Source organism: Paenibacillus sp. FSL P2-0136 (assembly GCF_037975325.1).
In the GTDB taxonomy this organism is placed as follows: Bacteria; Bacillota; Bacilli; order Paenibacillales; family Paenibacillaceae; genus Paenibacillus_AQ; species Paenibacillus_AQ silagei.
This window is the reverse complement of the sequence record NZ_CP150244.1, coordinates 3,176,116-3,200,854: the sequence shown is the minus strand read 5'-3', so window position 1 is coordinate 3,200,854 and position 24,739 is coordinate 3,176,116. Positions and strand designations below refer to the sequence as shown.

At 51.5% G+C, this 24,739-nt stretch carries 26 protein-coding genes; 4 read left to right on the top strand and 22 right to left on the bottom strand.

Features of this window, described 5'->3' with window-relative positions:
- Positions 1-9: 9 nt before the first annotated feature.
- The 5 genes from NYE26_RS13395 to NYE26_RS13375 all read right to left on the bottom strand — a co-directional run bounded on the left by NYE26_RS13395 (position 10) and on the right by NYE26_RS13375 (position 4,771).
- On the bottom strand, positions 10-777 hold the full coding sequence (locus tag NYE26_RS13395; protein WP_339256425.1) for a M15 family metallopeptidase: 768 nt from the start codon (positions 775-777) through the stop codon (positions 10-12).
- 69 nt (positions 778-846) lie between these two features.
- Entirely contained in the window at positions 847-2,166 is a 1,320-nt protein-coding gene (locus NYE26_RS13390) for an FtsW/RodA/SpoVE family cell cycle protein (RefSeq protein ID WP_339256423.1), read from the bottom strand.
- Positions 2,166-2,498, bottom strand: coding sequence for a PadR family transcriptional regulator (locus NYE26_RS13385; RefSeq protein WP_036694109.1), 333 nt, complete (start codon positions 2,496-2,498; stop codon positions 2,166-2,168). Before NYE26_RS13385 ends, NYE26_RS13390 begins: the two co-directional genes overlap by 1 nt.
- 182 nt (positions 2,499-2,680) lie before the next feature.
- Complete coding sequence (locus tag NYE26_RS13380; RefSeq protein WP_209871028.1) at positions 2,681-4,135, bottom strand: DHA2 family efflux MFS transporter permease subunit; 1,455 nt, start codon at positions 4,133-4,135, stop codon at positions 2,681-2,683.
- A gap of 66 nt (positions 4,136-4,201) precedes the next feature.
- Positions 4,202-4,771, bottom strand: a complete 570-nt coding sequence (locus NYE26_RS13375) for a TetR/AcrR family transcriptional regulator (protein ID WP_036728785.1) — start codon at positions 4,769-4,771, stop codon at positions 4,202-4,204.
- Positions 4,772-4,979: 208 nt separating this feature from the next.
- Between NYE26_RS13375 and NYE26_RS13370 the strand changes: the two genes are divergently transcribed.
- Positions 4,980-5,423 carry a DUF4395 domain-containing protein gene (locus tag NYE26_RS13370; protein WP_339256421.1) on the top strand — a complete coding sequence of 148 codons (444 nt, stop codon included), beginning with the start codon at positions 4,980-4,982 and terminating at the stop codon, positions 5,421-5,423.
- A gap of 175 nt (positions 5,424-5,598) precedes the next feature.
- Here the strand turns inward: NYE26_RS13370 and NYE26_RS13365 are convergent, their stop codons facing one another.
- The 7 genes from NYE26_RS13365 to NYE26_RS13335 form a co-directional block, all read right to left on the bottom strand.
- On the bottom strand, positions 5,599-6,129 hold the full coding sequence (locus tag NYE26_RS13365) for a hypothetical protein (protein WP_339257469.1): 531 nt from the start codon (positions 6,127-6,129) through the stop codon (positions 5,599-5,601).
- A gap of 115 nt (positions 6,130-6,244) precedes the next feature.
- The gene (locus tag NYE26_RS13360) at positions 6,245-7,177 is read right to left on the bottom strand and encodes an NAD-dependent epimerase/dehydratase family protein (protein ID WP_209870281.1); all 933 of its coding nucleotides are present in this window, start codon (positions 7,175-7,177) and stop codon (positions 6,245-6,247) included.
- 312 nt (positions 7,178-7,489) lie between these two features.
- Positions 7,490-8,479 (bottom strand): ROK family protein, encoded by a 990-nt coding sequence (locus NYE26_RS13355; RefSeq protein WP_339256418.1) that lies wholly within the window; start codon positions 8,477-8,479, stop codon positions 7,490-7,492.
- A gap of 233 nt (positions 8,480-8,712) precedes the next feature.
- Positions 8,713-9,498 (bottom strand): ABC-2 family transporter protein, encoded by a 786-nt coding sequence (locus NYE26_RS13350; protein ID WP_339256416.1) that lies wholly within the window; start codon positions 9,496-9,498, stop codon positions 8,713-8,715.
- Between the two features lie 8 nt (positions 9,499-9,506).
- Positions 9,507-10,301 (bottom strand): ABC-2 family transporter protein, encoded by a 795-nt coding sequence (locus NYE26_RS13345; protein WP_036730060.1) that lies wholly within the window; start codon positions 10,299-10,301, stop codon positions 9,507-9,509.
- A 70-nt stretch (positions 10,302-10,371) separates the two neighbouring features.
- Positions 10,372-11,427 (bottom strand): ABC transporter ATP-binding protein, encoded by a 1,056-nt coding sequence (locus NYE26_RS13340; protein WP_339256415.1) that lies wholly within the window; start codon positions 11,425-11,427, stop codon positions 10,372-10,374.
- 75 nt (positions 11,428-11,502) lie between these two features.
- A complete protein-coding gene (locus NYE26_RS13335; RefSeq protein ID WP_339256414.1) occupies positions 11,503-12,285 on the bottom strand; it encodes a GTP cyclohydrolase II in 783 nt (260 codons plus the stop codon).
- Positions 12,286-12,445: 160 nt separating this feature from the next.
- Here NYE26_RS13335 and NYE26_RS13330 point away from each other — a divergent pair, with 160 nt between their 5' ends.
- Positions 12,446-12,772, top strand: a complete 327-nt coding sequence (locus tag NYE26_RS13330) for a helix-turn-helix domain-containing protein (protein WP_036728810.1) — start codon at positions 12,446-12,448, stop codon at positions 12,770-12,772.
- A gap of 96 nt (positions 12,773-12,868) precedes the next feature.
- On the opposite strand, the gene NYE26_RS13325 is transcribed toward NYE26_RS13330, so the two are convergent.
- The 5 genes from NYE26_RS13325 to NYE26_RS13305 all read right to left on the bottom strand — a co-directional run bounded on the left by NYE26_RS13325 (position 12,869) and on the right by NYE26_RS13305 (position 17,033).
- On the bottom strand, positions 12,869-13,750 hold the full coding sequence (locus tag NYE26_RS13325) for an ABC transporter permease subunit (protein ID WP_339256413.1): 882 nt from the start codon (positions 13,748-13,750) through the stop codon (positions 12,869-12,871).
- Entirely contained in the window at positions 13,747-14,739 is a 993-nt protein-coding gene (locus NYE26_RS13320) for an ABC transporter ATP-binding protein (protein WP_339256412.1), read from the bottom strand. Before NYE26_RS13320 ends, NYE26_RS13325 begins: the two co-directional genes overlap by 4 nt.
- Entirely contained in the window at positions 14,736-15,869 is a 1,134-nt protein-coding gene (locus tag NYE26_RS13315; protein ID WP_339256410.1) for a hypothetical protein, read from the bottom strand. The genes NYE26_RS13320 and NYE26_RS13315 overlap by 4 nt, the downstream gene beginning before the upstream one ends.
- A gap of 23 nt (positions 15,870-15,892) precedes the next feature.
- Entirely contained in the window at positions 15,893-16,408 is a 516-nt protein-coding gene (locus NYE26_RS13310) for a sigma-70 family RNA polymerase sigma factor (RefSeq protein WP_036728818.1), read from the bottom strand.
- Between the two features lie 61 nt (positions 16,409-16,469).
- Entirely contained in the window at positions 16,470-17,033 is a 564-nt protein-coding gene (locus NYE26_RS13305; RefSeq protein ID WP_339256408.1) for a TetR/AcrR family transcriptional regulator, read from the bottom strand.
- 165 nt (positions 17,034-17,198) lie between these two features.
- Here NYE26_RS13305 and NYE26_RS13300 point away from each other — a divergent pair, with 165 nt between their 5' ends.
- Both NYE26_RS13300 and NYE26_RS13295 read left to right on the top strand, forming a co-directional pair.
- Positions 17,199-17,903, top strand: coding sequence for an NAD(P)H-binding protein (locus NYE26_RS13300; protein ID WP_339256406.1), 705 nt, complete (start codon positions 17,199-17,201; stop codon positions 17,901-17,903).
- A gap of 177 nt (positions 17,904-18,080) precedes the next feature.
- Positions 18,081-18,293, top strand: coding sequence for a hypothetical protein (locus NYE26_RS13295; RefSeq protein WP_339256404.1), 213 nt, complete (start codon positions 18,081-18,083; stop codon positions 18,291-18,293).
- A gap of 160 nt (positions 18,294-18,453) precedes the next feature.
- On the opposite strand, the gene NYE26_RS13290 is transcribed toward NYE26_RS13295, so the two are convergent.
- From NYE26_RS13290 to NYE26_RS13270, 5 genes are all read right to left on the bottom strand, one after another.
- Positions 18,454-18,768, bottom strand: a complete 315-nt coding sequence (locus NYE26_RS13290; protein ID WP_036728829.1) for a hypothetical protein — start codon at positions 18,766-18,768, stop codon at positions 18,454-18,456.
- A gap of 142 nt (positions 18,769-18,910) precedes the next feature.
- On the bottom strand, positions 18,911-20,365 hold the full coding sequence (gene nagE / locus NYE26_RS13285) for an N-acetylglucosamine-specific PTS transporter subunit IIBC (protein ID WP_339256402.1): 1,455 nt from the start codon (positions 20,363-20,365) through the stop codon (positions 18,911-18,913).
- Positions 20,366-20,408: 43 nt separating this feature from the next.
- Positions 20,409-20,930, bottom strand: coding sequence for a PTS glucose transporter subunit IIA (locus NYE26_RS13280; protein ID WP_339256400.1), 522 nt, complete (start codon positions 20,928-20,930; stop codon positions 20,409-20,411).
- A gap of 21 nt (positions 20,931-20,951) precedes the next feature.
- Positions 20,952-21,818, bottom strand: a complete 867-nt coding sequence (locus NYE26_RS13275) for a PRD domain-containing protein (protein ID WP_036728836.1) — start codon at positions 21,816-21,818, stop codon at positions 20,952-20,954.
- Between the two features lie 186 nt (positions 21,819-22,004).
- Positions 22,005-24,737: a CHASE3 domain-containing protein gene (locus NYE26_RS13270; protein WP_339256398.1), complete on the bottom strand. Its 2,733-nt coding sequence runs from the start codon at positions 24,735-24,737 to the stop codon at positions 22,005-22,007.
- Positions 24,738-24,739: the final 2 nt, after the last annotated feature.

Here is a 24,739-nt window from a genome sequence, read left to right as displayed (position 1 = left end):
GGAACAGCCCTACTCCACTTTGAAGTTGAAATATTGCTTCGGGTAAGGCTCCTTGATCAGTGTGAAATGCCACCATTCCTTGGCGTACGGCTTGAAGCCCTGCTTCACCATCGCATCCTTCAGCAGCTTCCGGTTCGCATGTTGGGTGCTGCTGATGAGATTCGTATTATAGTAAGAGATTTCGCCGAAAAAATCATAAGGACTGCCCATATCCACCAGCTTGCCTGTACTCTTCTGAGCCAGCGTCAGGTCGATCGTGCTGCCCCGGGAATGCCCGGATTTCTTGGCGATGAAGCCCAGCTTGAACAGATTCCGCTTGTCCAGCTTCGGATAATACTGCGCCTTCATCTTCAGATCACCGGCGTCTTGTGACCAGCGCACGAAGTGATTAACGGCTTGCTGCGGACGGTAAGCGTCATAGACTCTCAGGATATAGCCTTTCTGTTCCAGATCTTCGCTAACCTTCTTCAGCGCAGCAGCGGCGGTCTTCGAGAAGATCGCGAGCGGGGCCTTATATCCGTCTACCCTGGTGCCGGTAAAATTATTCTCACTATAGTAACGGATCTCATATTGCGCCGAGGGAATAACCTCATCCAGATAGACAAAACCGCCGGGGAGATTGTATTTCTTCACAACTGTGCTTGGTGTAAACGGTGTCTCAGGAGTCACGGGTGCTGCTGTTGCCGTTGTCATGGCGCCCAGAAACACAGCCCCGCTTACAATTATTGCGCCTAACAGTAATCCCAGTCTTGTGCCTCTATATCTCAGCTTATTCACAATGTTTACTCCTCACCTGCCTCATCCCATATTTACCCTTCCAGTATACGGTGCAGCCCCAGGGAGCGTCTATAGCGAAGATGGAGCTTGACCCGCTGGGAGCATATCTTTACGCCTATAGACCCCCATCAGCAGCCCGAGAGCCGCGAATTCAATGAACACATGCTGTCCGTAGCTCAGAAACGGGAACGGTATGGAGATCAGCGGCATTCTGCCGGTGAGAATAGTCAGGCCATAGATTAGACGAATGGAGAGCATCAGAGCCAGTGCCAGAATCAGTGCCCGTCCATAGGTATCGCTTACGGTGCGTGCAGAGGATAACATTCTGAGCACAAACCAGCAGACCAGCACAAGCAGCAGCAGGCCGCCGGCCCAGCCGAAGCTCTGAACCAGGTACACAGGGAAAAAATCTGTATACGGATAAATCAACCCGTTCTCTGCTCCATCGAACCCCTGGCCCTTCCAGCCGGCGGAGGTAAGCGTACCCTGTATGATCCCATTAATATAGCCTGCACCTGTCACTACATCATAGAAGGCAGCAATGTTCCGGTCACTCAAATGAAGTTGACTCCAAACATAGAGGGCAAGGCCAGATACACAGCTTGCGGCAACAACCACCGCTCTGCCCCATCTCCGGGTTATCCACACATATAATGGTAAAGCAACCGCCAGATATACAACCAGTTCGGCAAAAGAAGATATGACAAGATAGATGGCCGCAGGCAGCAGCAGCAAGCCTACCTCCTTCCAGTTTCTAATCCGGCTGCCTGAAGCATTCTGCACCCCGGGTCTTTTCAAGATCCCTGCCAGTCCGACTATAAAGAGATAAGGACTATATCCAATGAGATCGAACGGGAAGCCCAGAATGAAAGCATAACGCCTCGTACCGTTTATCATATTCGGATTAAACCACATACCGACGGCAATCAACAGCAGCGCTCCGCCATAGATCCACCCCGAGGCCCGCTGCAATTGCTTGAAATTGATGAAGAACATTCCGGTCATGGCTATAAGACCAAGGATGATAAAAACAGATTGACGCAACATTAGAGCATTAGGAATAAGATCCCCAGTAAACCCCGACTCCACAGCCGCCATCCCCAGCAGACTTACGGCCGACAACAGAATAACACCCGCCAGCAGCGACCAGGGAATCCTGGGCTTGTGAATCTGGTGCAGATCCCGGCCGATGGCCTGCGGGTCTCCCATTTGCCTGATCGCATATTGTCGCGCCTCTTCTTCGGAAGCACCAAGCTCCAGCCGCTCCGACACCAGGTCTGTGAAGTGTCCGCTAAGCTCGTCCCGGATTTCACTGTGCATCCCTTTGGCTCTAACCTCTGCGCATACTGTATCCAGATAACGCTCCAGTTCCTTCTTACTCTGTTCCATCAGCCGCTGCCCTCCCCCAGAACGGTATCCATGGCACCCTTGAACAGTGCCCATTCCGCCTTCTTCTCCTGCAGCTTGTGCTTGCCCTCATCCAGTAGCCGGTAATACTTGCGTCTGCGTCCGTCTACCTCCATCCAATACGCTTCCACCCAGCGTTCACTCTCCATCGCATGAAGAATCGGGTAGAGCGTACCCTCCTTCAAGGCAAAAACTCCCTGCGAGCGCTGCTCCAGCTCCTTAATCAGCTCATACCCATACAGCGGCCTGTCGAGCAGCAGCGTGAGGATCATCGTCCCCGTGCTCCCCTTCAGCATTTCTTTGCTGACCTTCATCGGCATTTCCTCCTGTTTGTTTTGCCTATACATCGTTAATCTATGCTTAATATACAGTATTAACCAAATGAAGTCCAGCCTTTCCGACATCCGCCTCCATACATTACACGCACAAAAGAACCTCTCCCGCCAAATGGTTGCCCATTTTAGCAAGGAGAGGTTCTTATTCAATTCCATGATAATTAATGCATAGAAGCCTGAGTCTTGTGCGATACGATGACACGCTTAAGGAAGAACGCAATCACCAGACCTATAATAGCCATGACCATCCCGAAGATGAAGGCATTCTGCACTCCATGAGTGAAGGCAGCGCCGATGTTCAGCGGATCAGCCGGGTTAGTGACGGTCTGCATGTAGCTTTTGGAGCCGGAGGTCATGATGCTTACCGCCAGCGCTGTACCAATCGCACCCGCTACCTGCTGAAGTGTATTCATAATGGCTGTACCATGCGGATAGTATTCCAGCGGAAGCTGATTGATACCATTCGTCTGTGCAGGCATCATAATCATGGAGATTCCGATCATAAGCACACTGTGAAGCACGATCACGAAGACAACGGTCGAAGTAGCTGTAATTCCCGAGAAGAACCACAAGGAGACGGCGACGAGCGCCAGTCCTGGGATAACCAGCCATTTCGGACCGTATTTGTCGAACAGACGTCCCATGACCGGCGACATCAGCCCGTTGATGATTCCGCCCGGCAGCAGCAGTAATCCTGCCTTGAAGGCTGAATACCCTTGTCCCTGCTGCAGATACATAGGAAGAATCAGCATCGAGGAGAGAATAACCATCATACAGATGAAGACCATCAGTACCCCAACCACGAACATCGGGAACTTGAAGGCGCGCAGATCAATCATAGGCTGCTTCATCGTCAACTGGCGGATACAGAACAGAATAAGGGCAATCGCACCGATCACGATGGCGATAATAACCTTCGGACTTCCCCAGCCTTCCGCTTCACCGGCACTGCTGAAGCCGTAGACAATACCGCCGAAGCCGAAGGAGGACAGAATAATGGACAGGACATCAATCTTAGGCTTCGTCACTTCCGTGACGTTCTGCATGAAGAGAATTCCGCTAATTAGAGCCATTACCAGGAACGGCAGGGACAGCCAGAAGATCCAGTGCCAGCTCAGGCTCTCAATCAGCAGACCGGCAATCGTAGGTCCAATCGCTGGAGCTACCATAATTACCAAGCCGATAAGTCCCATCGCCGCCCCTCTTTTCTCAGCGGGAATGATGATTAGAATCGTATTGAACATCAGCGGTAGCAGCAGCGCGGTTCCCATCGCCTGCACCACTCTCGCAGTGAGCAGAAACTCGAAATTCGGCGAAATCGCCGCAAGGAACGTGCCCAGAATAGAGAAGCATAAGGCAGCGACGAACAACTGTCTTGTGGTGAACCACTGCAGCAGCATCCCTGAGATCGGAACCAGAATGCCCAGCGTCAGCAGATAGGCGGTAGTCAGCCACTGCGCCGTCGATGGTGTAATTTGCAGGACATTCATAAGATCACTTAAAGCTACATTTAGGGCGGTCTCACTGAACATGCCGATGAAGCCGGCAATCAGCAGGGAGATCAGAATGGGTAAAGTCTTGAATTGCCGGGGCTTACTTGAACCCTTGTCAGTCATAGTTGCATTCACTCTCGTATCCTCCTGGTATCTGTGTATATCTCTCTATGATCTTGCGTAATACGGTTAAGCCAGTATTGCCGGAATGCACTCTGCTGCTGCTTCCAGCGGTTGAATATTTCTGCAGGTCAACGCCTGCAGCAGCGCCCCCTCGAACAAGGAGACCACCACCGAAGCTTTGCACTCTGCCGTTTCCTCCTGTACCCCCTCCCGGATCAGACGCTTCGCAATAATATCCTGCCAATCCCTGAAGACACACTGGCAAGCAGTGCGCAGCTCATGGCTGACACAGGAGGTCTCCACGGCTACCCAGAAGCTGAACGGAACCAGTCCTTCAAAAGAGGATTTCTCCGCCTCATTTGCCATAGACATGATGAAATTCTGCACAGCCTGAGCCGGCACCGCTTCACTCTCCATATAATGGCGCAATAAACGGGCTACCTCTTCACTAGTCCGGTTAATGCAGGTCAGGGCCAGCTCCTCTTTGCCGTGGGGAAAATAATAATACAAGGAACCCTTGGGCGATTCGCTGTCTTTAATGATCTGATTCAGTCCGGTAGCATGGTACCCCTGTGTAAAAAACAACCTGGAAGCCGTATCCACAATGGCTTCGCGTGCATTAGGCTTGTTCGACAAGCTCTACACTTCCTTATCTTGACGATCCAACCATTATAACAATTGGTCTACATAATAAAACCACAAAAAAACTCCTCCTGTCAATGGATAATAATATTAAATTTTAATTTTCACTGTTGGTTCATAAGACTTAAGGATTGCCACACATCCGTTCTGTCGCTATAATCGAATTAAAATTAATTATTCCAATGTGAAAGGTGTGATTATAATGAGTCAAAAGCCTACAATGCAGGGAATTCCCCGCCCGCTAGTGAAGCTCAATCAGGCCTTCATTGTCATATCTGTATTACTGGCCTTGCTCACAGGTCTCCACTGGATTCTCGCCTTCCCGCTTGCCGCCGGATTATCAGGTCTAATCTTCGGATATCATCCCGTCATCAGGCTATGCAGCCCGCTGCTGACGAAGCCGCGCTCCGCCTATGTGCTTGAAGACCCGGAGCAGCAGCAATTCAACCAGAAGATTGCCGTCTTCTGTCTGGCGGGCGGACTGGTCAGCTTTCTGGCCGGCTGGACAATTGCCGGATATATCTTCACCATGATGGTCGGAATCGCAGCAACGGTTGCCATTCTCGGCTTCTGCATCGGCTGCTTCATTCATTATCAGTGGAGAATGTACACTTACAGACGCAAGCAGGCCGAGCTTCACAAATAATCCGGGATTTCCTTCCTGCTGCTTACCTCTACCCCTTGTCACAGAACAGGCCAGCCAGTCCTTGCAGCAGTAGAACACTACTGTCAAGGCTTGGCTGGCCTGCGCCCCCATCCATATTAAGAATCAGGCCCTGGGAAGCGCCTGCCGGAATGAGACGGACTAAGGTGTAGCCCGTTCAGCGTTCCCTGCCTGCCACATCCCAGCGGTGACGGAACTTCTCGAGGCGCGGATGGACCTCAGCCGGCGCTTCGGAGAGCAGCAGACGCAGCTTGACGATCCACTCCTCGAAGGAGGAGAAGGAGGCGAACAGATTCGCCATATCTGGAGTCAGATAGAGAAAATACGGCGCGGGGTAAATGTCGCTGATATGACGCAGTGCCGAATCCAGCGGGGTATACTTCTTACGCTTACCTTCGAGGCTCTCTACGGTGATGAAGGACTGTCCCTGCTCTTTTTTCCACGCATGCAGCCGGTCATCCCGCTTATACCAGGCCTTCACCGGCTCCTTCGTCATCCGCCGGACGGTTTCTTCATGCAGCGGGTAGAGCACCAGCTTCGTGAACTTGCGCTCCACTGCCGTCTCCGCCGCCTTAAGCAGCTCCATATCCGATATATGCTCGAACGAATCATAGAAGATCAGCGTTCCCTTACGCTCACTGGCTGGCGGGTCATAGCCATAAGGCATATGTTGTATGTCACGTGTCATCATATTACCTCCCGTGTATTACTGCCTATAGCATATCATGCTACCCGGGACGGCGTACAATTCTGCAAGCTTGTCATGAAAAAGCACTGCTGCTCATTTCCCTTGGCTTCATCCGCTAACCCAGCTCTTCACGGAACCATTCTATGGTTTCCCTAATGGCCCTCTTATACGATGTCGGATTGTATTCGGGGAACCGCATCATGAATTTATTATCATTCAGCAGAAGCGGATACTCGAATTCGTATAGAAGCTCATGGAATTCGCTTATTTCCTTATTGAACACACCGGCTAATCCGACTGCCCAGCTCGGCACCGCACAGCACTTTCCCGGACTGCCAGCCGCATGGTGGATATTCATCAGAAATTGCCGCCCCTCAATAGCTCCGGAGCCGGACACATGCCACTCCCCCTGCTCACCGCTCTCCGCCAGCAATACAGCTGCTCTGGCCGCATCCCGGATATAGACCAGATCATGCGGAACGTCCAGCTTCACCGGCCACTTAATCGTCTTCGCCTGGAGGGCTCCGCTAAAGATCGGTCCGAATAAGCGGTTCGTGACATTGGGACCGTAGTAATTCGGATATCGCGGAATCACGTAACGGAATCCCCGCCGTTCAGCCTCCGTCTTCAGCAGCTCCTCCAGTTGATTCCGCAGCTTCCCCTTGCGGGTTCGTGCCTCCTTCGGATGGCGTTCATCCGCCGGAAGATATTGGAGCTTGCCGTAACCGTAGATATTGCCCGGAAATACCAGGGTCTGGCCGGACTTAAGCTGACGGGTTACCCGCTCCAGCGCCTCTGGCATGACAGAGTACCAATCCTGATACGGTACATTAAGGCAGAAATAGACGGTTGTTACCCCATTCAGTGCTTCAGCAAGCACCTTCTCATTCCTTACATCTACTGCCGCCAGGGTCAACAGCGGGCCTCTCAGCCTGTGTAAAGCCTGGCTGGAACGGTGGTAGGTAGCCTTCACCAGTCTGCCCCGTGACAGTAATTCTTGTGTGATGGAATGGCCCAGACCGCCATTGCCTCCAATTACGAGATTCATAACATTAACGGCTCCTTAACGAACGCATGAATACCTTCAGCAAGCTGCATGACGGTCCATTCAATCTGCCCGTGAGTATGGTTCGCAGTCATGATGAACCGGAATATCCATGTTGCTTCCTCAAGAGATGCAGGATATATATACCAGTAAATATGCCACTGTACCCAGTATACCGCCTTCAAGTTCCTGTATTCATTGGGTTAATTTGACGATTAATGTCGATTTCAAGCTTTTATATGGACATATGGTGAATTATTGAAAATCAATAGTTTTGCATCAGGCAGGTGCGGCCAGTAGCACGCGAATTTCCGCTCAATTAGAATGGTCTAGTTGTACATGCTTTTGTTTCTGATAAGCATATACAGCCGCACCCAGCGTACCTGCACGGCTGCCCAGTTCAGCCTGAACAATCCGGCACCGGCTTGCGGACAGCTTCAGCGCATGGGCATTTACAGTATCGCGGACACTGTTCAGGAGACGGTCTCCTGCTGCGGCCATGCCGCCCCCGATAATAACCAGCTCCGGGTTCAGCAGATTAATCACATTCGCCAGCCCGTATCCCAGCAGCTCCCCCGTCTCATGCATAACCTCAATGGCCAAGGGGTCTCCAAGATCATAAGCCTCTGAGATCATCTGCGCCGTAATCTGCTTCTGGGTCTGCTTGGTCCAGGTCTGAATCAGGCTGACCCTACCTGCCTCCAGCTTCTCCTTGAAGGTATTCACCATCCCCACCGCAGATACATACCTCCCCAGGCATCCAGAGCTTCCGCAGCGGCAGGGACGTCCCTGCCGGTACATATTCATATGCCCGATTTCACCTGCGCTGAAGGTTGTCCCATACAGCACCTTGCCGTCATGAACCATCCCGGAGCCGAGACCGGTCCCGAGTGTGAGCAGTATCAGATGCTTATGCCCTTGTCCGGCACCATGGTGCCATTCTCCGTAGAGATTAACCCGCACATCGTTATCTATGTAGACCTCGAAGTCGTAGTAAGGCTTCATTTCGTTGACCACATGGACCTGCTCCCAGCCGGGAAAATTCGGTGAGAAGACCGACAGGCCCTCCTCCGGGTCGAGCAGACCAGGGATTCCCATTCCCATACAGGCAATCTGCGACTCGTAAATTCCGCTTCCTGCACTTAGCTGTGTAACAGCAAGCCTGATCCGCTCCAGCACATGTGCCGGACCCTTCTGCGCTTCTGTGGGTATCGACAACTCCTCCAGGGCTGTGAAATGCTTATCAAAAAGGCCTGCCTTGATATTGGTTCCGCCCAGGTCAATGCCGACTATGTATTTATCCATTCTGTCCCATCCTTCTTTCCCTATTAGAATGCTGTACCTCTCTTCTCTTATTATGCGCTTTCAGCATTTAGATAAGTAGCATTTTCCGAGCATCTGGATAGTACGTTTCACTTGAAAGCGAACATCCTGCGGATAGCGATTGCTGTTATTTTATTGACAAAGAGGGCTGCCCCGGCAGCCAATTCAGAAGCTGCGGGACAACCCTCACTGTATATCTATTTCATTCCATTCTCTTAAGAACCGGCACCCTTGTACCGCTTGACGCCGAAGCTCCAGGCCATCAGGCCGATGCTGAGGAAGACCACGCCGACCAGCGGGGTCAGCAGGGCCATCGTCCGCATCTCATCGCGGTGCAGGAACAAGGCTGCCGGATAGATCCCGACAAAAGCAAACGGGATAATCCAGGTAAGCAGCACCTGAATCGCCCGGTTGTAGATCGTTACCGGATAACGTCCGTACGTCTGGATGTTATACATCAGCGGCAGAATGCCTGTAGGCGCATCCGAATAGAACGACAACGAGGTCAGTGTCGTATAGATCCCTGTATAAATGGCTACAGCGCTGAGCGTCAGAATAATCAGCATCGGCAGGGTCCACCATTCAAACGGCAGGCCCAGATTGCTGCCGCTGATCGCCATGACAATCAGCCCGATGAAGGAGCCGAACAGGGATGGCGGGTCCACATTCTCCAGGAAGATCTGGAACAGGTTATGTGCCGGACGGGTCAGGATGCGGTCCATTTCGCCTTTGACAATATACCGCTCACTGAAGCCCCACATATTGACGAAGCAGCTGAACACGCCGAACGGAACCATGAAGAAGCCGTAGACGAACACCACTTCGTTCTGATTCCAGCCGCCCAGGCTGTCAGTATGCATGAAGATGACCAGGATGAAGATAAAGTTCGTCGCCTGGAACAGCAGGTCGGAGATGACCTCCACCCAGAAATCCGCGCGGTAGGTTAACCGTGTTTTCATATAATTCTTCAGGTATTCAATCAATAAGTCCAGGTAGTACATAGCTCAGCTTAACCCCCCTGCACGAACAGCCGCTGACGCGCTGCGTGATTTAGCCAGACAATCGGAATGAGCAGAATCAGGAACCAGATGACCTGGATACCCAGCACATTCCAGATGCCCACCCCCTGCACACGGCCTGTAAATACAGAGCCCGGCAGATAGGTAATCGCTTGGAAGGGAAGTACCTTAAGCACGGAGGACAACCAGTCCGGGAATAAGGTAATCGGCACAATCAGCCCCGAGAACAGATCCACGACCACACGCTTCATGCGCATCATCCCCTCATTGTTCTCCACGAAGAAGGCAGACAGGCCTGTGATAATATTAATCTGCGAGCTGATCAGGAAGCTGAAGAACAGCATGACCAGGAACCCGGCCCAAGCCGAAGGCTCCGTAGGAAGCTGTACCGGAAACAGCAGAATGGCAATCACCATGCCCGGGATCATCAGCATCATGAAGCGGAACAGGCCTTCGCCGAGGCCCTGCATCATTTTGACCAGAACATAATTATAAGGCCGGATGAACTGGATCGCGATGCTTCCGTCACGGATATCCGTGGAGATCTCCCGGTCCAGATTATTGAAGTAGAAGGCACGCGCCATCCAGGACACCGCCACATACGTGGTCATCTGAGCCCCGGTAAAGCCGCCGAGCGATTCACCATCGCCATAGATCGCTCTCCAGGTGAAATAGTTCACCCCGATATTGAGCGTGTAGATCAGAATCCCCGAATAGTAATTCACCCGGTAAGCAAGCATCGTCAGGAACCGGATACGGATAAAATCAAAATAAGCGCCAAGCAGCAGCCTCCGCCCATTCTCCCCGGAACCGCCCCGAGAACCTCCGGAGGAGGGAACTGCCGTTGCCAGCTTCTCAGACATGGATAACCTCTTTCTCATCGCTGAGAGCGGCGATCCGCTCCTCCGGCTTCTCTGCCGAGCCTGACTGATAAATACTGCGGACGATGTCATCCGTGTTTGTTTCGATGATTTTGATATCTGTAATATCGGCCTGTCCGACGACCCGGCCCAGCACATCCGATACATTCAACTCCAGCGGAATCCAGACCTTGGCCGCCAGCTCATTCTCTGCGGTCCAGGTCACCGGCATGCCTTCCGTCCAGCCGATCAACTGCTGCAGCTTCGTGGCCGTTCCGAACTGGAACTGCACCTCACGCCCGGTTCCCCAGCGCTGCTTCAGATCATCCAGACCTCCGTCATAGATAATCCGCCCGTCATCCAGCATGATGACCCGCGAACAGAGCGCTTCGATATCCTGCAGATCATGAGTCGTCAGCAGGATGGTTGTGCCATGCTCCCGGTTCATATCCTTCAGGAATTCGCGGATCTCCGATTTCACAACAATATCCAGTCCAATCGTGGGTTCATCCAGGAACAAAATGGACGGATTGTGCAGCAGTGCCGCTACAAGCTCGCAGCGCATACGCTGGCCCAGGCTTAATTTGCGGACCGGACGGTTCAGCAGATCCTGAAGCTCCAGGCGTTCCACCAGCTCATCCAGCCGTTTTTTGAAGTCCTGCTCCGGCACCCGGTATACCTTGCGCAGCAGCTGGAATGATTCAATCACGCCGATATCCCACCAGAGCTGGCTGCGCTGTCCGAAAACAACGCCGATGTTCTGCACGAACTTCTCGCGCTCCTCGTACGGCACGAAGCCGCCGACAGTCAGACTGCCGGCGGTAGGGACAAGAATTCCGGTAAGCATTTTGATCGTAGTGGACTTCCCTGCCCCGTTCTCCCCAATATATCCGCAGATTTCACCTTCGGGAATGCTGAACGAGATGTCCTTCACTGCTGTTACTTCGGAATATTGCCGCTTAAACAAATCAGCGAAGGCCCCTTTGAGGCCCTCGCGGTTTTTTTGGACTTTGAAGGTCTTGCGCAAGTCCTGCACTTGTATAGCATTCATAGGTTACCTCACTAAGCTAAGTATTGGGTTCAGTACCCCATTATAATGGAACGGATGCATATCCGTCCAGCCTGCTTATTTAGCCACTCTTCCCTCAAAAAACTCTGCACCCGGCACAGCCTCCAGATGTCCAGAACGGGCCACCTTGGTCCGCAGGTACTTCTCATTGAAGGCCGATACGTCGCCCCATAGCGGCACCCGCTTCACTGTATTCATTCCGGCAGCCCGTAGTGCTTCCAGCTTCTTCGGATTGTTGGTGATCAGAGTCACAGGATGGCTGCGCAAATGCTGAAGCACGCTGATCGCATCTGTGTAATCTCTGGAATCATCGGCGAACCCCAGCTCCAGATTGGCCTCTACTGTATCATACCCTTCTTCCTGAAGAAGATATGCCATTGCTTTGCTGAACAGGCCAATGCCTCTTCCTTCATGATTCGCCAGATAAAAGAGGGCCCCGGCGCCATGCTGGGCAATCATCTTCATCGACTGGTGCAGCTGGAAGCCGCAATCGCAGCGCTTGCTGCCGAAGATATCCCCGGTATGGCAAATGCTGTGCATCCGGATCAGCGCATCCTCGGAATGCTCGAAATCTCCGTAGACCAGGACACTGGACTGCTGTCCATCCGCAAGCTTCATCGATGACAACCGGCTGATGAGCAGCTCGGTAGCCTCCTTGCCTTCAGCGCGCTGAAGCTCTTCGTCCGTCACATTCAGCCAGCTGTACCATTTGAAGGTGATCGTCTCCCCGTCCAGATTGACAGGCAGGGTAATAGGTCCGACCAATATATTCGTGGAGTTTTCCATAGGAATCCGGCTGATTTTGTTCTGTAGTATAGATAGGATATCTGGGTTGATCATAAGAGCACCGTCCTAAAAGTTTGATAGCGTACGCTTCTTAGTAACTATTTGTAAGTTAGTTTATCATTGTAATATAACTTCGTCAAGTTATAATATATATTTAAATATTTATAATTACTTATTGTAAGTTTATGATATAATGAATGCTGAGGTGATCCTTATGAATGATTTTGAGATGTGCCCCCGGTTTGAGAAAGCTGTGGATGTGCTGAGTAAGCGGTGGGTCGCCCTGATCGTATTTGTCCTGATGGATGGTCCGCGGCGGTTCGGAGAAATTGAGCATTGCTTGTCCAACCTTAGCGGCAAGGTCTTGTCAGACCGGTTGAAGGAGATGGAGACGGAAGGGATCATACAGCGCACTGTATATCCTGAGATGCCCGTACGAATTGAATATTCGTTAACCGATAAAGGTACGGCCCTGGCTCCCATTCTTGGAGAGATCGGTAACTGGTCTACGGATTGGATCGAGATCGGCGTGACCAAATGATTTCCGCACGGCACGCGAAGCAGCGCCCTTGAAGCTCCTGAACGGGAACCTTCGGGGCGCTGCTTTGTTTGATTTTATAATAAGCTTGTTCGATTCCTACAGATCCTTACGCTGAAAGCGCAGAAGCCCCAGCCCAAAGATAACCACAGTGTAGATTGCAGCGTATACGACAAAGGTATTAGACGGAAATGAATTGAAATTCATCAGACTAAGCGCCCCGCTATCCATCGATAACATACCATTCATATCCTGTAAGCTGAACAGCTCGACAGTCATCCGGCGCTGCAAGGTATCTGCGGGCATAATCATCGAGATCATTCCGGTCAGATTATTCAGCACCTTCAGTCCGTCGTCCTCCAGTCTCAGCGAACCGCTAAGCTTATCTACCATCCCTCCGAGAAATCCCGCCCCGTAGAGCATTGTCATGAACACACCGTTGCCAAGCGCCGAGAATAGTCCTGAACCCAGCATGGATACGGAGATTAACAAGGGAACTACAGAGGCGAACAGCAGGAATGACTTCGCAAGCACGACTGCATCTCTGGGAACATTCGCGTGGGCACTTGTAATCAGCAGAATTGCAGTGAACAGAATGAGGGCATACATCGTTCCCAGCGTGACAAAGCCCAGCCAGCGGCCAAGATACCATTTCCAGCGCGGCAGCGGCCGGGGTAACAGAGCCTGCATGACCCCCTGCTCCGCTTCACCAGCAATCACCGAGAAAGAGCTGAAGATCGCCAGAAAGGCAATAACGAACGCGCCGAAGAAGAAGCCCAGACTCAGAATAAAAGCGCCGTTCATGTACTGCATGAACAACCCGCTGTCATTTCCCAGCGTTCCGGCCCCTTGATCGTTCGTTCCTACGGTATCGGCCACAAACCAGAAGGCAATCAGGAACACCAGGGTAAGCAGGAGGGTTAGCAGCATCACTTTTTTGCGCAGCATTTCTTTCCAGGTCATTGCTAATATGGTTCTCATTCCTTCTCCCCCCTATGACTGAGCCCGGCTACCGCATCCATGAACCAGTCCTCCAGCCGTTCAGTCTGGCGGCTTACCTGGTACAGCGTCATCCCTTGCTCCACCATCAGCCCGTTCAGCCAGCCAGCCTGTTCCTCATGATCCAGCTCCGCCTCCAGCCACACGACGCTTGAATCTGACTCCTCCTGTGCCGGATCATAGCCCGATTTACCCGCCGCAGGCACGGATTCCCGGATGGATAGCCCTGTATGCTCATTAAGCCAGGACAGCAAAAAAGGCGTGTATCCGCCCACTTTGAAATGCCAGCTTGTCCGTTTGTTCAGCATCTCCGCTACTTTGCCGTGCCGCAGGACCGCTCCGTTACTCAGCAGAGCCATCCGGTCGCACAGCACTTCAACATCCTCAAGTAAATGAGAGTTGAGAAAAATAGTAATTCCCCGGTCCTTCAGCCGCTGCAGAATCTTCCGCACTTCCATTCTCCCGATGGGATCAAGGGCTGAAGAGGGTTCATCCAGGAACAGAATCTCCGGGTCATTCACCAGCGCACACGCAAGACCCAGCCGCTGCTGCATTCCCTTGGAATAATGCTTAACCCGGTCCCTTCCGCGCAGCCCGATACCTACCTCCTGCAACAGGTGAGGGATTCTCTGATCCATGACGGATTTCGGAATCCGGCACAGCTTGGCATGAAGCCTGACCACCTCTTCACCGGTCAGCCAATCCTGGTAGCGGTACAGCTCCGGCAGATAGCCAATTTTCATTTTGGCTTCCATAGAGCCCAGCGGATGGCCCAGGATGGAAGCATGGCCGCCTGTTGGTGAGATGAGTCCAACCAGCATTTTGACAAAAGTACTCTTGCCGGCACCATTGGGGCCGAGGAAGCCGAAGGCTTCCCCTTTCCCAACAGTCAAGGTAACATCCCGGCAACCGCGCCCGTTCGGATAAGCTTTGGTCAAGGCGTTCGCATCAATCGCAGGGATACTGCTCATTGTGTGATCAACTCCTGTACCTTCTGAATGAACTGCTCGCGCTCAGGATAGATATCTCCGCCGCTAAGCTGCAGAAGCTGCCCCTTCTGAACCCAGACAGCCGTATAGCTGTTGCCGTTACTGAACTTCATTTCAGTAAGAATGACCGGCGTACCAGCCACCGTAATCTGTTCATCATGATTGCCCTTAATCAGCGGCATCGGCAGATCGCCGGACAAAATCCGGCTCTTCTGCAGACTGCTTCGCAGATTGTCGGGAATCAGCGGGAAGTTCACAACGGCATCAATCGCTTCGTCCAGATCCACAGAAGGATCTACGGTAACGACAGGTGTGTTCATCTGTGACAAGGCTCCCCAGTGCTGATCGCTGCCCAGATCGTAGTTCACCTGCTCGGGGATATGAAGCGTAATCGGCTTGCCATCTACAGATGCAGGCAGCAGATTGTCCGAGCCCAGGCGTTTCAGTGCCTTGTTCACTTCATCCACCTTCAGGTTCAGTGTGATATCATGGGACCCGCTGACCTGAACAAACTTGACTGAATCCATAACGGACCCCTTCAGCGGCTCGTAGCCCAGCAAGCCTTGGATATCCTTGAGCGGAACATTCTCCTTCATCTCACCATTGGTGATGGAGATGTCACCGAAGGCCTCAAGGGATTGCTCAATATTGCCATTGCCATTGCCATTCTGAATTATCTGATAGAACATATCCCGCAGATCGCCTTCTTCAACAACAGTAGCCTCCTGCATCTTGAACTGGTTCAGCAAGGCTGCCATGGCTGTATTCCCTACCGGAGTAGCCAGAATTGCTGCGAAAATCGCTACGCCCGCTGCCGCAGCGGCCCACTTGCGGCTGCGGCTCATCATAGGCCGGCGTGACTTCCGCCCTGTATTCTGCACTGGCTCCGCTGCTGCAAGGTTACCCGCCTTAGCTGCCTGAAGCACAACATCTGCTTCCGGTTCTGTTCTATCTGATCTATCAGCCTTGACAGTCTGTTCCTCTATAGGGGTCTCTTGCTTGCCCCATGTAGCCCACACCGGATTGACCGGCTCGTCTCCCAGCTTCTCCTGTAATTTAGCCCAAGCTTCATCTGTGCTCTGGGGCTGTATCTGCCCGTTTGCTCTATTCATGGTTTCTTTCCTCCCGGATCTCATTATTCTTGCGGAATGGATTTCACCGCATGGTGTTTCAGTTTGGCTGTCGCCCGGCTTAACAGGGTTCCGACTACTGGCGGCTTCACTCCCAGCTCCCCGGCGATCTCTGCATAGCTGTAGCCCGAATACTTAAGCAGCAGGGCCTGCCGGTCCCGTTCGGGAAGATCCTCCAGCCAGCTCCGCACATCTTCCTGATCCAGCTTGCTGAGGACTACTTCTTCCCCTGTAGGAGCAGAAGCCCCCGCATCATATAACAGCTCCTGTTTGTTGATCAGACGCCGCTCTCTCACCCGCTGGTTCAGATAATCATATCCGATCCGTGTTAGCACTCTATGCAGCCATGCCCCCAGAGCCGCGGGATCATCCGGCGGATTTCTGTAGAGTCTGATAAAAACCTCCTGCGCCAGATCATCGGCAGCACTCTCGTCCCTCACAAGTGCCGCCAGCTTGCGCCGCACACTCGGGTAATGCTCATAAAAGATTAATTTGTATGGGTCTGATTCCGGAATATTCATTAGGTAAATCCTCCTTATCCGCTGCAGCTATATGTAAGACGAAGGCTAAGGCGGATTTGTATCACCTTGCCTCAAGATTTCTCTCCAGCAAGTTCCCGATCCGCTGCGCCATTACGTCTGGAGGGAGCGGCTGTCCATTCTTGAACCACCATTCCACTACCCCAACGATCGCCGATCCTAGAAACTGGATGTCCACGTTTCTGATGTTGGCTGAATCCTTGTCGCTCCCTTCAGACAGGCTGTTATCCTTCTCCAGCTCGCCGAGGAAGAATTCAAGAAACCGCCCGCGGAAAAACACGCTGCCTTTACTCCCCAGCAAAACAGAGAAGAACATCGAATGCGTCTCAAAATATTCAAACCACACCAATCCCATTTCGGTATATCCGGCGGCATCGTCTGAACTTTCGCAGATTTCGCGTATATTGCTGATATGCTCTTCTATGAGCTTGTCCAGAAGATCAAATTTATCTGTGTAGTGAAGATAAAGGGTTCTACGGCTGACATCCGCTCTATCAGCAATATCCTGTATTGTAATTTGATCAAAATCCTTTTCCTGCATCAGCTCAATAACAGCCTTTTTTAGGGCTTCCTGGGACTTGCGTATTCTCCGGTCGATCTTTAACACTCTATCCTCACCAGCTTTCCTGAAGATTACTGCACAATTCCGTTGAAGTCGTGAATTAATGCACAGAATCAGGCTTTTTAAGACTTGTATCGATTCTTGTTCTGCTTATTATTATACATACATACTTATTAATTCACGACTGTGCATTTAAAGGAGAATATTATAATGAAAATTGCAATTATCGGAGCCACTGGAGGAACTGGAAGAAAAGTAATGGAGCTGGCACTTGCAACGGGACATGAGGTGATAGCTGTGGTACGCAGACCGGAGGCGCTCTCCCCTGCAGCGGGGCTCACTATCCGGCAAGGGGATGTATTCGACAGATCCAGCATGATCCTGGCCCTCGCCGGAAGCGAAGCGGTCATCAGCTGTATTGGTCCTCCAAGCAACTTCTCCCCGGATGCTGCCGGCAAGAAGGGCTTTGTAAATCTTAAGGCAGGCAAAAATGTCATGGCAGCGAACTTCTCGCCGGGTACCGTCATGTCAGAAGGAATTCCAAATATCCTTGCAGCCTGTCGGCATCATGGAGTTCAACGGCTGGTGATGCAGAGCGGGATTAATCTGAGTGACGGGAGGGAGTTGTCACTCGTCAACCGCTGGGCTGTCCGCTTGATGCGCCGCATGTTCCGCAAAGCGATTGAGGATAAGGCAGCCGCTGAACAAGCAGTAATGCGCAGCGGATTAGACTGGGTAATCGTACGGGCATCCGTGCTTAAATACGCAGAGAGTTCTTCTAATTATACGGCAGGCCCATCGGCCCGCATCCATCCGCTCCAGGCGCTGCCTTATGCTGCCTGTGCCGATTGCCTGCTGCGTGCGGCAGGCAGCGAACCGTCCTGGACCCGCAAGGTGATCAACGTCGGACGATAAGGAGCAAGCGGACGAATGAGCAAAGTATAGAAGAGCCTATACAAACGCACAGAAAAAGCCCTCCCGCACGCGGTAGGACTGATATCTGGTGTATATCCATAAAAAGGTTGATCTCACCAATAAAATATAGTAGTTTATTAGGTGTAAACTATTATAAATTGAAAGGTGGAGCTAAGGATGGAACAGAAATGTATGGAAATGATGATGAACATGTGTATGGAAGACATGATGTCGAAGATGAAGAACATGAAGATGTGCATGGAAAGCATGAACGAAATGGGCATGATGAACATGGATATGGACAAGATGATGACTCAAATGCAGCAGTGCGATGAAATGATGACCATGTGCATGACCATGATGCGTAATGGAATGGAAATGTCCAAGTAAGTCCAAGTACACGACGGCAAGCCCTTGAGAGTGAATCTGCGAAATTCACCTTTACTGTGCATGTCATGGCTGAGCAGACTAACTGCATGCCATTTTTTAATTAAACTATATTATCTCTATATCTACCTCTTCATATCTCCGATTAATTCTTCTCTATCCTCTATCTAATCTTGATATACCGCGCTTGAAGCTGCTTGGCCACGTGAATCCGCTCCATCTTCAGCTCCCAAATCCGCTCTTTCCACAGAGCGCTATCCGGTGTATCCTCATGCTCTCTCAGCTTATCGAATAATTGCATCAGCAGTCCGTTAATATCATCGAACCGCGTCCATAGCGCTCTCACGCTATCCACTTGTTTCTTTTCTTCGACAAGCGCCTCATAGTTCTTCAATTGCTCCAGGAGATCAGCCTGCCACTGTTCATCGTTAATTGCCTTGGCATAATTCAGCAAATCCAGATAATCATCTATTGACAAAGGGACCGACTCCTTTTTTCTTTATACCAAGTATTATACTCGGTATTGTAGATATTGCAATAGCCTGCGCACAAAAAAACAGACATCCTGTGAAGGATGCCTGCATGGAATTCCCTATTTTGCTGTGCTAACCAGCTTCAAGCTACATCAGCTTCTTAATATCATCCTTGAGTTGCTCGGACTGTGGTCCAAATACAATCTGTACAGCCCCCTGACCAAGCCGCATGACTCCCGATGCACCAAGCTGCTTGAGCGCGGAATCCTTAACCGCCTTGTCATCATTCACGTTAAGGCGCAAGCGGGTGATACAAGCGTCAATGCTACGGATGTTCGCAGGACCGCCGATGTTCTCCAGAATCTTGGCGGCTCTGGAAGAGGACGACGCGGCTGTACCGCTCTTGGACAGATCAATCAGGTCATCTTCCGTCTCATCCTCGCGTCCGGGAGTTTTGAGGTTGAACTTGACGATAATGAACCGGAACAGCACATAATAGAGGACGAAGAAGCCAAGCCCAACCGGAATCAGCACCCACGCATTGGTGGAGAGCTTCATGTTAAGCAGGTAGTCAATGAGCCCGGCGGAGAATCCGAACCCCAGCTTCACATCCAGCACATACATCAGGAATCCGGCAAAACCGGTCAGCAAAGCGTGTACCAGATACAGCAGCGGTGCGAGGAACATGAAGGAGAATTCCAGGGGCTCCGTAATCCCTGTCAGGAAGGAAGCAATCGCCGATCCGATGAAGATGGACGCAACCATTTTGCGTTTCTCCGGTTTGGCTGTATGAATGAAAGCCAGGGCTGCACCCGGCATAGCGAACATCATAATCGGGAAGAAGCCTGTCATGAACATTCCCGCAGTCTTATCTCCGGCGAAGAAGCGCGTCAGATCTCCGTGAACAATATCCCCTGCAGCGTTCGTGAAATCACCCAACTGGAACCAGGCGATAGCGTTGATTACATGATGCAGGCCGAACGGAAGCAACAGACGGTTAGCTGTCCCGAATACAAATGCCCCTGCACCGCCAAGACCAACAACCCAAGTGCCGAAGTCACTGATCACATCCTGAATCGGGCTCCAGATCATCCCAAACAGCACTGCGAGAATCATGGTGGTTATGGCCGTAATGATAGGTACGAACCGCTTACCTGCGAAGAAGCCAAGCCAGTCCGGCATTTTGATATTATGATATTTCTTGTATAAGTACGCAGCCCAGGCTCCGGCAAAGATCCCGCCCAGCACGCCCATATTGAGCTTCACATCATCGGCAATGAACGGCATTTGGGCTGGAAGCACCTTAAGAATACTGTCCAGCACCTGATAAGCAATGAGGGCAGACAGCGCGGCAACCGCATCCCCTGCGAACCCGATCGCTACCCCAATTGCAAAAATCAGCGCCAGATTACCGAAGATTGCGCCCGCACCGGCATTCAGGAAAGGAGCCACATACTGGTTGAGGAATCCCCCTACGGTACTGCCCAGATGGAAATCCTTCTCATAATTAATCAGTCCGAACCCTTGCAGAATCGCTGCCGCCGGTAAAGTTGCGACTGGAAGCATCAGAGATTTCCCTAACTTTTGTAGAAAAGCCAACATAATGAAATCATCCCCCTGGTTTCATATTAAGTACATGTATGTTCTAAGGCTGTGAAGCTACTGCTGTTGTAAGAACACTGCTTGTTCCTGCCGTAACCTGGCCGTAATGGCAATCCACTTCCGGGGTGTCCTCCCCGTTGCCCGTTACAATTACCGGAGTGATCGTACGATAACCCGCAGCGCGGATTGCCTCCAGATCAAATTCGATCAGCGTCTGCCCTGCCTGCACTTCATCTCCGGTGGCAATATGGCTGATGAAGCCTTCGCCCCGTAAGCTGACCGTATCAATTCCGATGTGCATCAGCAGTTGCAGACCAGAGGCATGCTCCAGGATTAGAGCGTGATTGGTTTTGACCACATGCGCAATTTTTCCGTCAAAAGGGGCCGTTAAACGTCCCTCTATAGGTTCTATGGCGATGCCTTGGCCCATATGCCCACCGGCAAAGGTCTCATCCGGCACTTCCGTTAACGGTACGGACTGTCCGCTGACCGGAGCGTATATCTCCAGGCGGGTTACCGCCTCAGTAGGTTTCTCTTCTTTTTTAGCTTTCCATCTCGAAAACATAAAAGTCACTCCTTGCTGCTGCTATTTATTCTTCTCTATGGTCTGGAACAGCCGGTGCAGATGCATAGCCAGGAAGCAGATTTCTTCTTCGGGTACGTCTACACTGAGCTTGCCTTGCATGACTTTGCCCATCCTTTGCGCGAGCTTGTATTCATCCTTGTATTCCTTCTTGATATGCTTCACAAAAGGATTGTCGATGAGCGAACCCTGCAGAATCCGTTCAATCGAGAATCTCAAGTGAACCATCAGCCGGACATGATTCATACTGCCCTGCTCAAAGCGGATCTTGCGTTCACTGCGGATCATCTCCATCAGCTCACTGACAATGTTGGAGGCCTTCACAAGCTGGCCCACCGGCACATTGCTGACCGCAGAATAGACGTGGTAAGTAAGGAAACCGACCTCGTCCTCAGGAATCTGCACTTCAAAGCCTTCGCTGATCTTCCCGGCCGCCTTGGAAGCGATCTCAAATTCCTTGGGGAACGTCATCCGGGTCTCCTCCAGGAATGGATTCACAATGTCCATCCCGCTGCGCAAGCGGAAAATGGTGAATTGGATATGGCTGGGGAGCGCCAAATAGATCTTGTCGTTTAACTTGCCGGGAAACTCACGGGCGATATCAGAGATAATCTCATCCGTAATCCTCATGACCTTGGGATCAATGTCCTCCAGCAGAATCTGATACTGACTCCATTCCTCCCGGTCCTCCAGCCGAAACAGCTTTTCAATCCGGGGATCATCCGAATCAATAACACCCGTATCCTTAAGCGCAAACCCGATGCCCTTGCCGATAATTACATATTCCTTGCTCTTCTTGCCGCCCTCTACCATTACGACATTATTCCCAATCACCCGCAGCACCTGAAATTGTTCAGTGTCCCTCGCCAAGTTCCCCCTCCTTTCCGCCCATATCCTGATTTTTTGCACAAAAAAGAGCCAAGATTGGACTCAAAGTATTGAGTACGAATCTTGGCTCATGCCCTGTTAAGGTAACACGCCACTGCATATAAATGATCATTTATGAACCCATCATAAAGCATACCTTGTATTCCCGTCAATGGGTTTTTGGAAAAGTCAAATGTACCGGCACATTCGTGTAATGACGTCCTGTATCAATACCGGCTTGCTGATGAAATCAGTGGCTCCGGCGGCCAGGCAACGCTCACGGTCTTCCTTCATCGTTTTGGCAGAGACCGCAATGATCGGGAGGTCGGTGAGGTGCATCTCCTCACGGATAATAGACAGCGTGTCATAGCCATCCAGAACCGGCATCATAATATCCAGTAGTACGATATCCACCTCCGGCTGCTCTCTAACCACTTGAAGACATTCATACCCTGTCTGAGCGGTAATAATGATCATTCCGTAAGGCTCCAGACCCTTCTGCAAGGCATAAATATTGCGCATATCATCATCCACAATCAGGACAGTTCTGCCTTGCAGCATGGCGTATTCTTTCTCGAACAGGGAGTCCCCGCTATTACCCGCCTGCCCTGTATCATGAACGGTTCTGGAGTGCTCCGACCCGGCTGCAGTCTGAGCCAGCTCCGCCGGATGGAACGGTTCTTCTTCACTGTCCAGTTCACGGCAAGGGAGATACAAGGTGAATGTACTGCCCTTGCCCTCTTCGCTCTCCAGGCTGATATGCCCGCCCAATAGCTGAGCCAATTGCTGGGAGATGGACAAGCCCAGACCGGTTCCCCCGAATTTGCGGGCAGTCGTTCCGTCCACTTGGCGGAAGGCCTCGAAGATCAGCTCACGGTTCTCTTCAGAGATGCCGATTCCGGTATCCTGGACAGCAAAGGCCAGTACCGGCCCCTCTGCTATGTAACTCTGATCTGAATATTCCGCCAGCTTGGTAATCTCCATGGTAACAGAGCCCTGCTCCGTGAATTTGAAGGCATTGGACAGCAGATTCCGCAGAATCTGGTGCAGGCGCATCTCATCGGTGAAAAACAGATCCGGAACCTCAGGGTTCAGAGTTACGTTAAACTCCACATTCTGCGCTTCTGCAAGCTTGCCGAAATAACCCTGCAGCAGCGAAGGCAGCTCGGTGAGATTGACGGCATCCATTTCCACCAGCATTTTGCCCGCTTCCACCTTGGAAAGATCCAGAATATCGTTAATCATACTAAGCAGATCACTTCCGGAATTGTAAATGACAGAGGCATAGCCCAGTTCTTCCTCGGTTAACGTATGATTGCGGTTTTCCGTCAGCAGCTGTGAGAGAATCAGCATACTGTTCAGCGGTGTCCGCAGCTCATGCGACATATTGGCCAGGAATTCAGACTTGTAGCGCGAGCTCTGTTCCAGCTGTTCATTGTACCGCTCCAGCTCGATCGCTGCATTCTCGGCTACATATTTCTGGTTCTCAAGCTCCTTGTTCACGGTTAGCAGCTCGCTGGTCTGACTCTGAAGCTCCTCCGTCTGCATCTGCATCTCCTCGGACTGAGTCTGCAGCTCTTCGGATTGAACCTGAAGCTCTTCGTTCATCACCTGTGATTCATGCAGAAGCCTCTGGATCTCCATCCGGGTCTTCACCGAATTCACGGTAACCCCCATCATGTCCAGCAATTCCTTCAGCAGCTCGAAATGGTAAGGCGCCCAACGGGTCAGCGCAGCAATCTCCAGTACAGCAACAGTCTTGTTCTCAAAAATAATCGGAGCAATCACAGCGAACCTCGGCGGCGTTCTGCCCAGAGCGGAGCTGATGGAGATATAGTCATCAGGCAATTGCTCAATCACATTCATCCGCTGATCCAGCGCACATTGACCTGCCAGGCCTACTCCCGGCTGAATAACCTCGGGCCCGATGCGTTCTTCCTTATTCTCTGCGCCTGCATAGGAATAGATGCGCTCGAACAGTTCCTCGTTATTCACGACGTATATAGTGGCATACTGCATTTCCAGCATAACCGACAACCGGCTGACAAAAATTCTGCACAGCGAAGGCATATCAATGGTCTCTTGCAGGGCAATCGACATTGAGGTGAGCTGTTCGCTCGTCCACTGCTCCCGCTGCACGTTATCCAGCAGCCCGTTCGTCGCTTCGCCCAGGTCATAGATTTCATCCAGCGTCTTCACCTTAATGCGCTCCGAGCGGTTACCGCCGGAGGCAATACTGTTGATGGCCTGTATGACGCTGTGCAACGGATTCACAATGCTGGCCGAGAGCAGATAAGTGATGAGCAGCGCAAGTACGACCACCAATCCCCACAATATGTACATGGTAATCAGCAGCTTATGATTGCTGTCCTTCAGGTTGCTGATCCGGTCGTTCGTGAGCGTACGTTCGATGTCACGGAAGTAATCGGACTGGGAACGGATCGTATCGACGAGATTTTTTCCCGTATCGTTGCGAAAAAAAGCGTTGACCGCTTCCGTATGACCATTCTTCTTCAGCTCAACCACATGCTGTCCGGCAACATCGACCCACTTCTCGATATTATCCGTAATCGTGTCCAGATTCCGTACCTGCTTCGGGTTATCGGCAATGAGATTATTCAGCTTCGCTGCATTAATCCTCCACTGCACCAGCCCGTCATTATACGGTGCCAGATAGGACTCATCATCGGTAAGGACATACCCCCGCTGTCCAGTCTCCATATCGAGTACATTTTTCTCAATTTGATATGTAAGTTCATGAACTTCTATATCATGATCGCTCAAGAACACGGTTTCTTTCTCCAGGCTGTTAATCCGGCCAGAGACTATAATTAGAAATAGCCCCAGCATTAATAATATGATGACATATCCAAGTGCGATTTTGCCGCGGATCTTCAAGCTCCAAGCATGCTTCTCCGGCAATG

Coding starts and splice junctions, on each gene's coding strand:
- NYE26_RS13325 (WP_339256413.1), bottom strand. CDS start 13,750: ATGAGAACCATATTAGCAATGACCTGGAAAGAAATGCTGCGCAAAAAA.
- NYE26_RS13390 (WP_339256423.1), bottom strand. CDS start 2,166: ATGGAACAGAGTAAGAAGGAACTGGAGCGTTATCTGGATACAGTATGC.
- NYE26_RS13365 (WP_339257469.1), bottom strand. CDS start 6,129: ATGACACGTGACATACAACATATGCCTTATGGCTATGACCCGCCAGCC.
- NYE26_RS13310 (WP_036728818.1), bottom strand. CDS start 16,408: ATGAATATTCCGGAATCAGACCCATACAAATTAATCTTTTATGAGCAT.
- NYE26_RS13385 (WP_036694109.1), bottom strand. CDS start 2,498: ATGAAGGTCAGCAAAGAAATGCTGAAGGGGAGCACGGGGACGATGATC.
- NYE26_RS13360 (WP_209870281.1), bottom strand. CDS start 7,177: ATGAATCTCGTAATTGGAGGCAATGGCGGTCTGGGCCATTCCATCACA.
- NYE26_RS13320 (WP_339256412.1), bottom strand. CDS start 14,739: ATGAGCAGTATCCCTGCGATTGATGCGAACGCCTTGACCAAAGCTTAT.
- NYE26_RS13315 (WP_339256410.1), bottom strand. CDS start 15,869: ATGAATAGAGCAAACGGGCAGATACAGCCCCAGAGCACAGATGAAGCT.
- nagE (WP_339256402.1), bottom strand. CDS start 20,365: ATGTTGGCTTTTCTACAAAAGTTAGGGAAATCTCTGATGCTTCCAGTC.
- NYE26_RS13355 (WP_339256418.1), bottom strand. CDS start 8,479: ATGGATAAATACATAGTCGGCATTGACCTGGGCGGAACCAATATCAAG.
- NYE26_RS13280 (WP_339256400.1), bottom strand. CDS start 20,930: ATGTTTTCGAGATGGAAAGCTAAAAAAGAAGAGAAACCTACTGAGGCG.
- NYE26_RS13295 (WP_339256404.1), top strand. CDS start 18,081: ATGGAACAGAAATGTATGGAAATGATGATGAACATGTGTATGGAAGAC.
- NYE26_RS13380 (WP_209871028.1), bottom strand. CDS start 4,135: ATGACTGACAAGGGTTCAAGTAAGCCCCGGCAATTCAAGACTTTACCC.
- NYE26_RS13300 (WP_339256406.1), top strand. CDS start 17,199: ATGAAAATTGCAATTATCGGAGCCACTGGAGGAACTGGAAGAAAAGTA.
- NYE26_RS13335 (WP_339256414.1), bottom strand. CDS start 12,285: ATGATCAACCCAGATATCCTATCTATACTACAGAACAAAATCAGCCGG.
- NYE26_RS13370 (WP_339256421.1), top strand. CDS start 4,980: ATGAGTCAAAAGCCTACAATGCAGGGAATTCCCCGCCCGCTAGTGAAG.
- NYE26_RS13350 (WP_339256416.1), bottom strand. CDS start 9,498: ATGTACTACCTGGACTTATTGATTGAATACCTGAAGAATTATATGAAA.
- NYE26_RS13330 (WP_036728810.1), top strand. CDS start 12,446: ATGAATGATTTTGAGATGTGCCCCCGGTTTGAGAAAGCTGTGGATGTG.
- NYE26_RS13340 (WP_339256415.1), bottom strand. CDS start 11,427: ATGAATGCTATACAAGTGCAGGACTTGCGCAAGACCTTCAAAGTCCAA.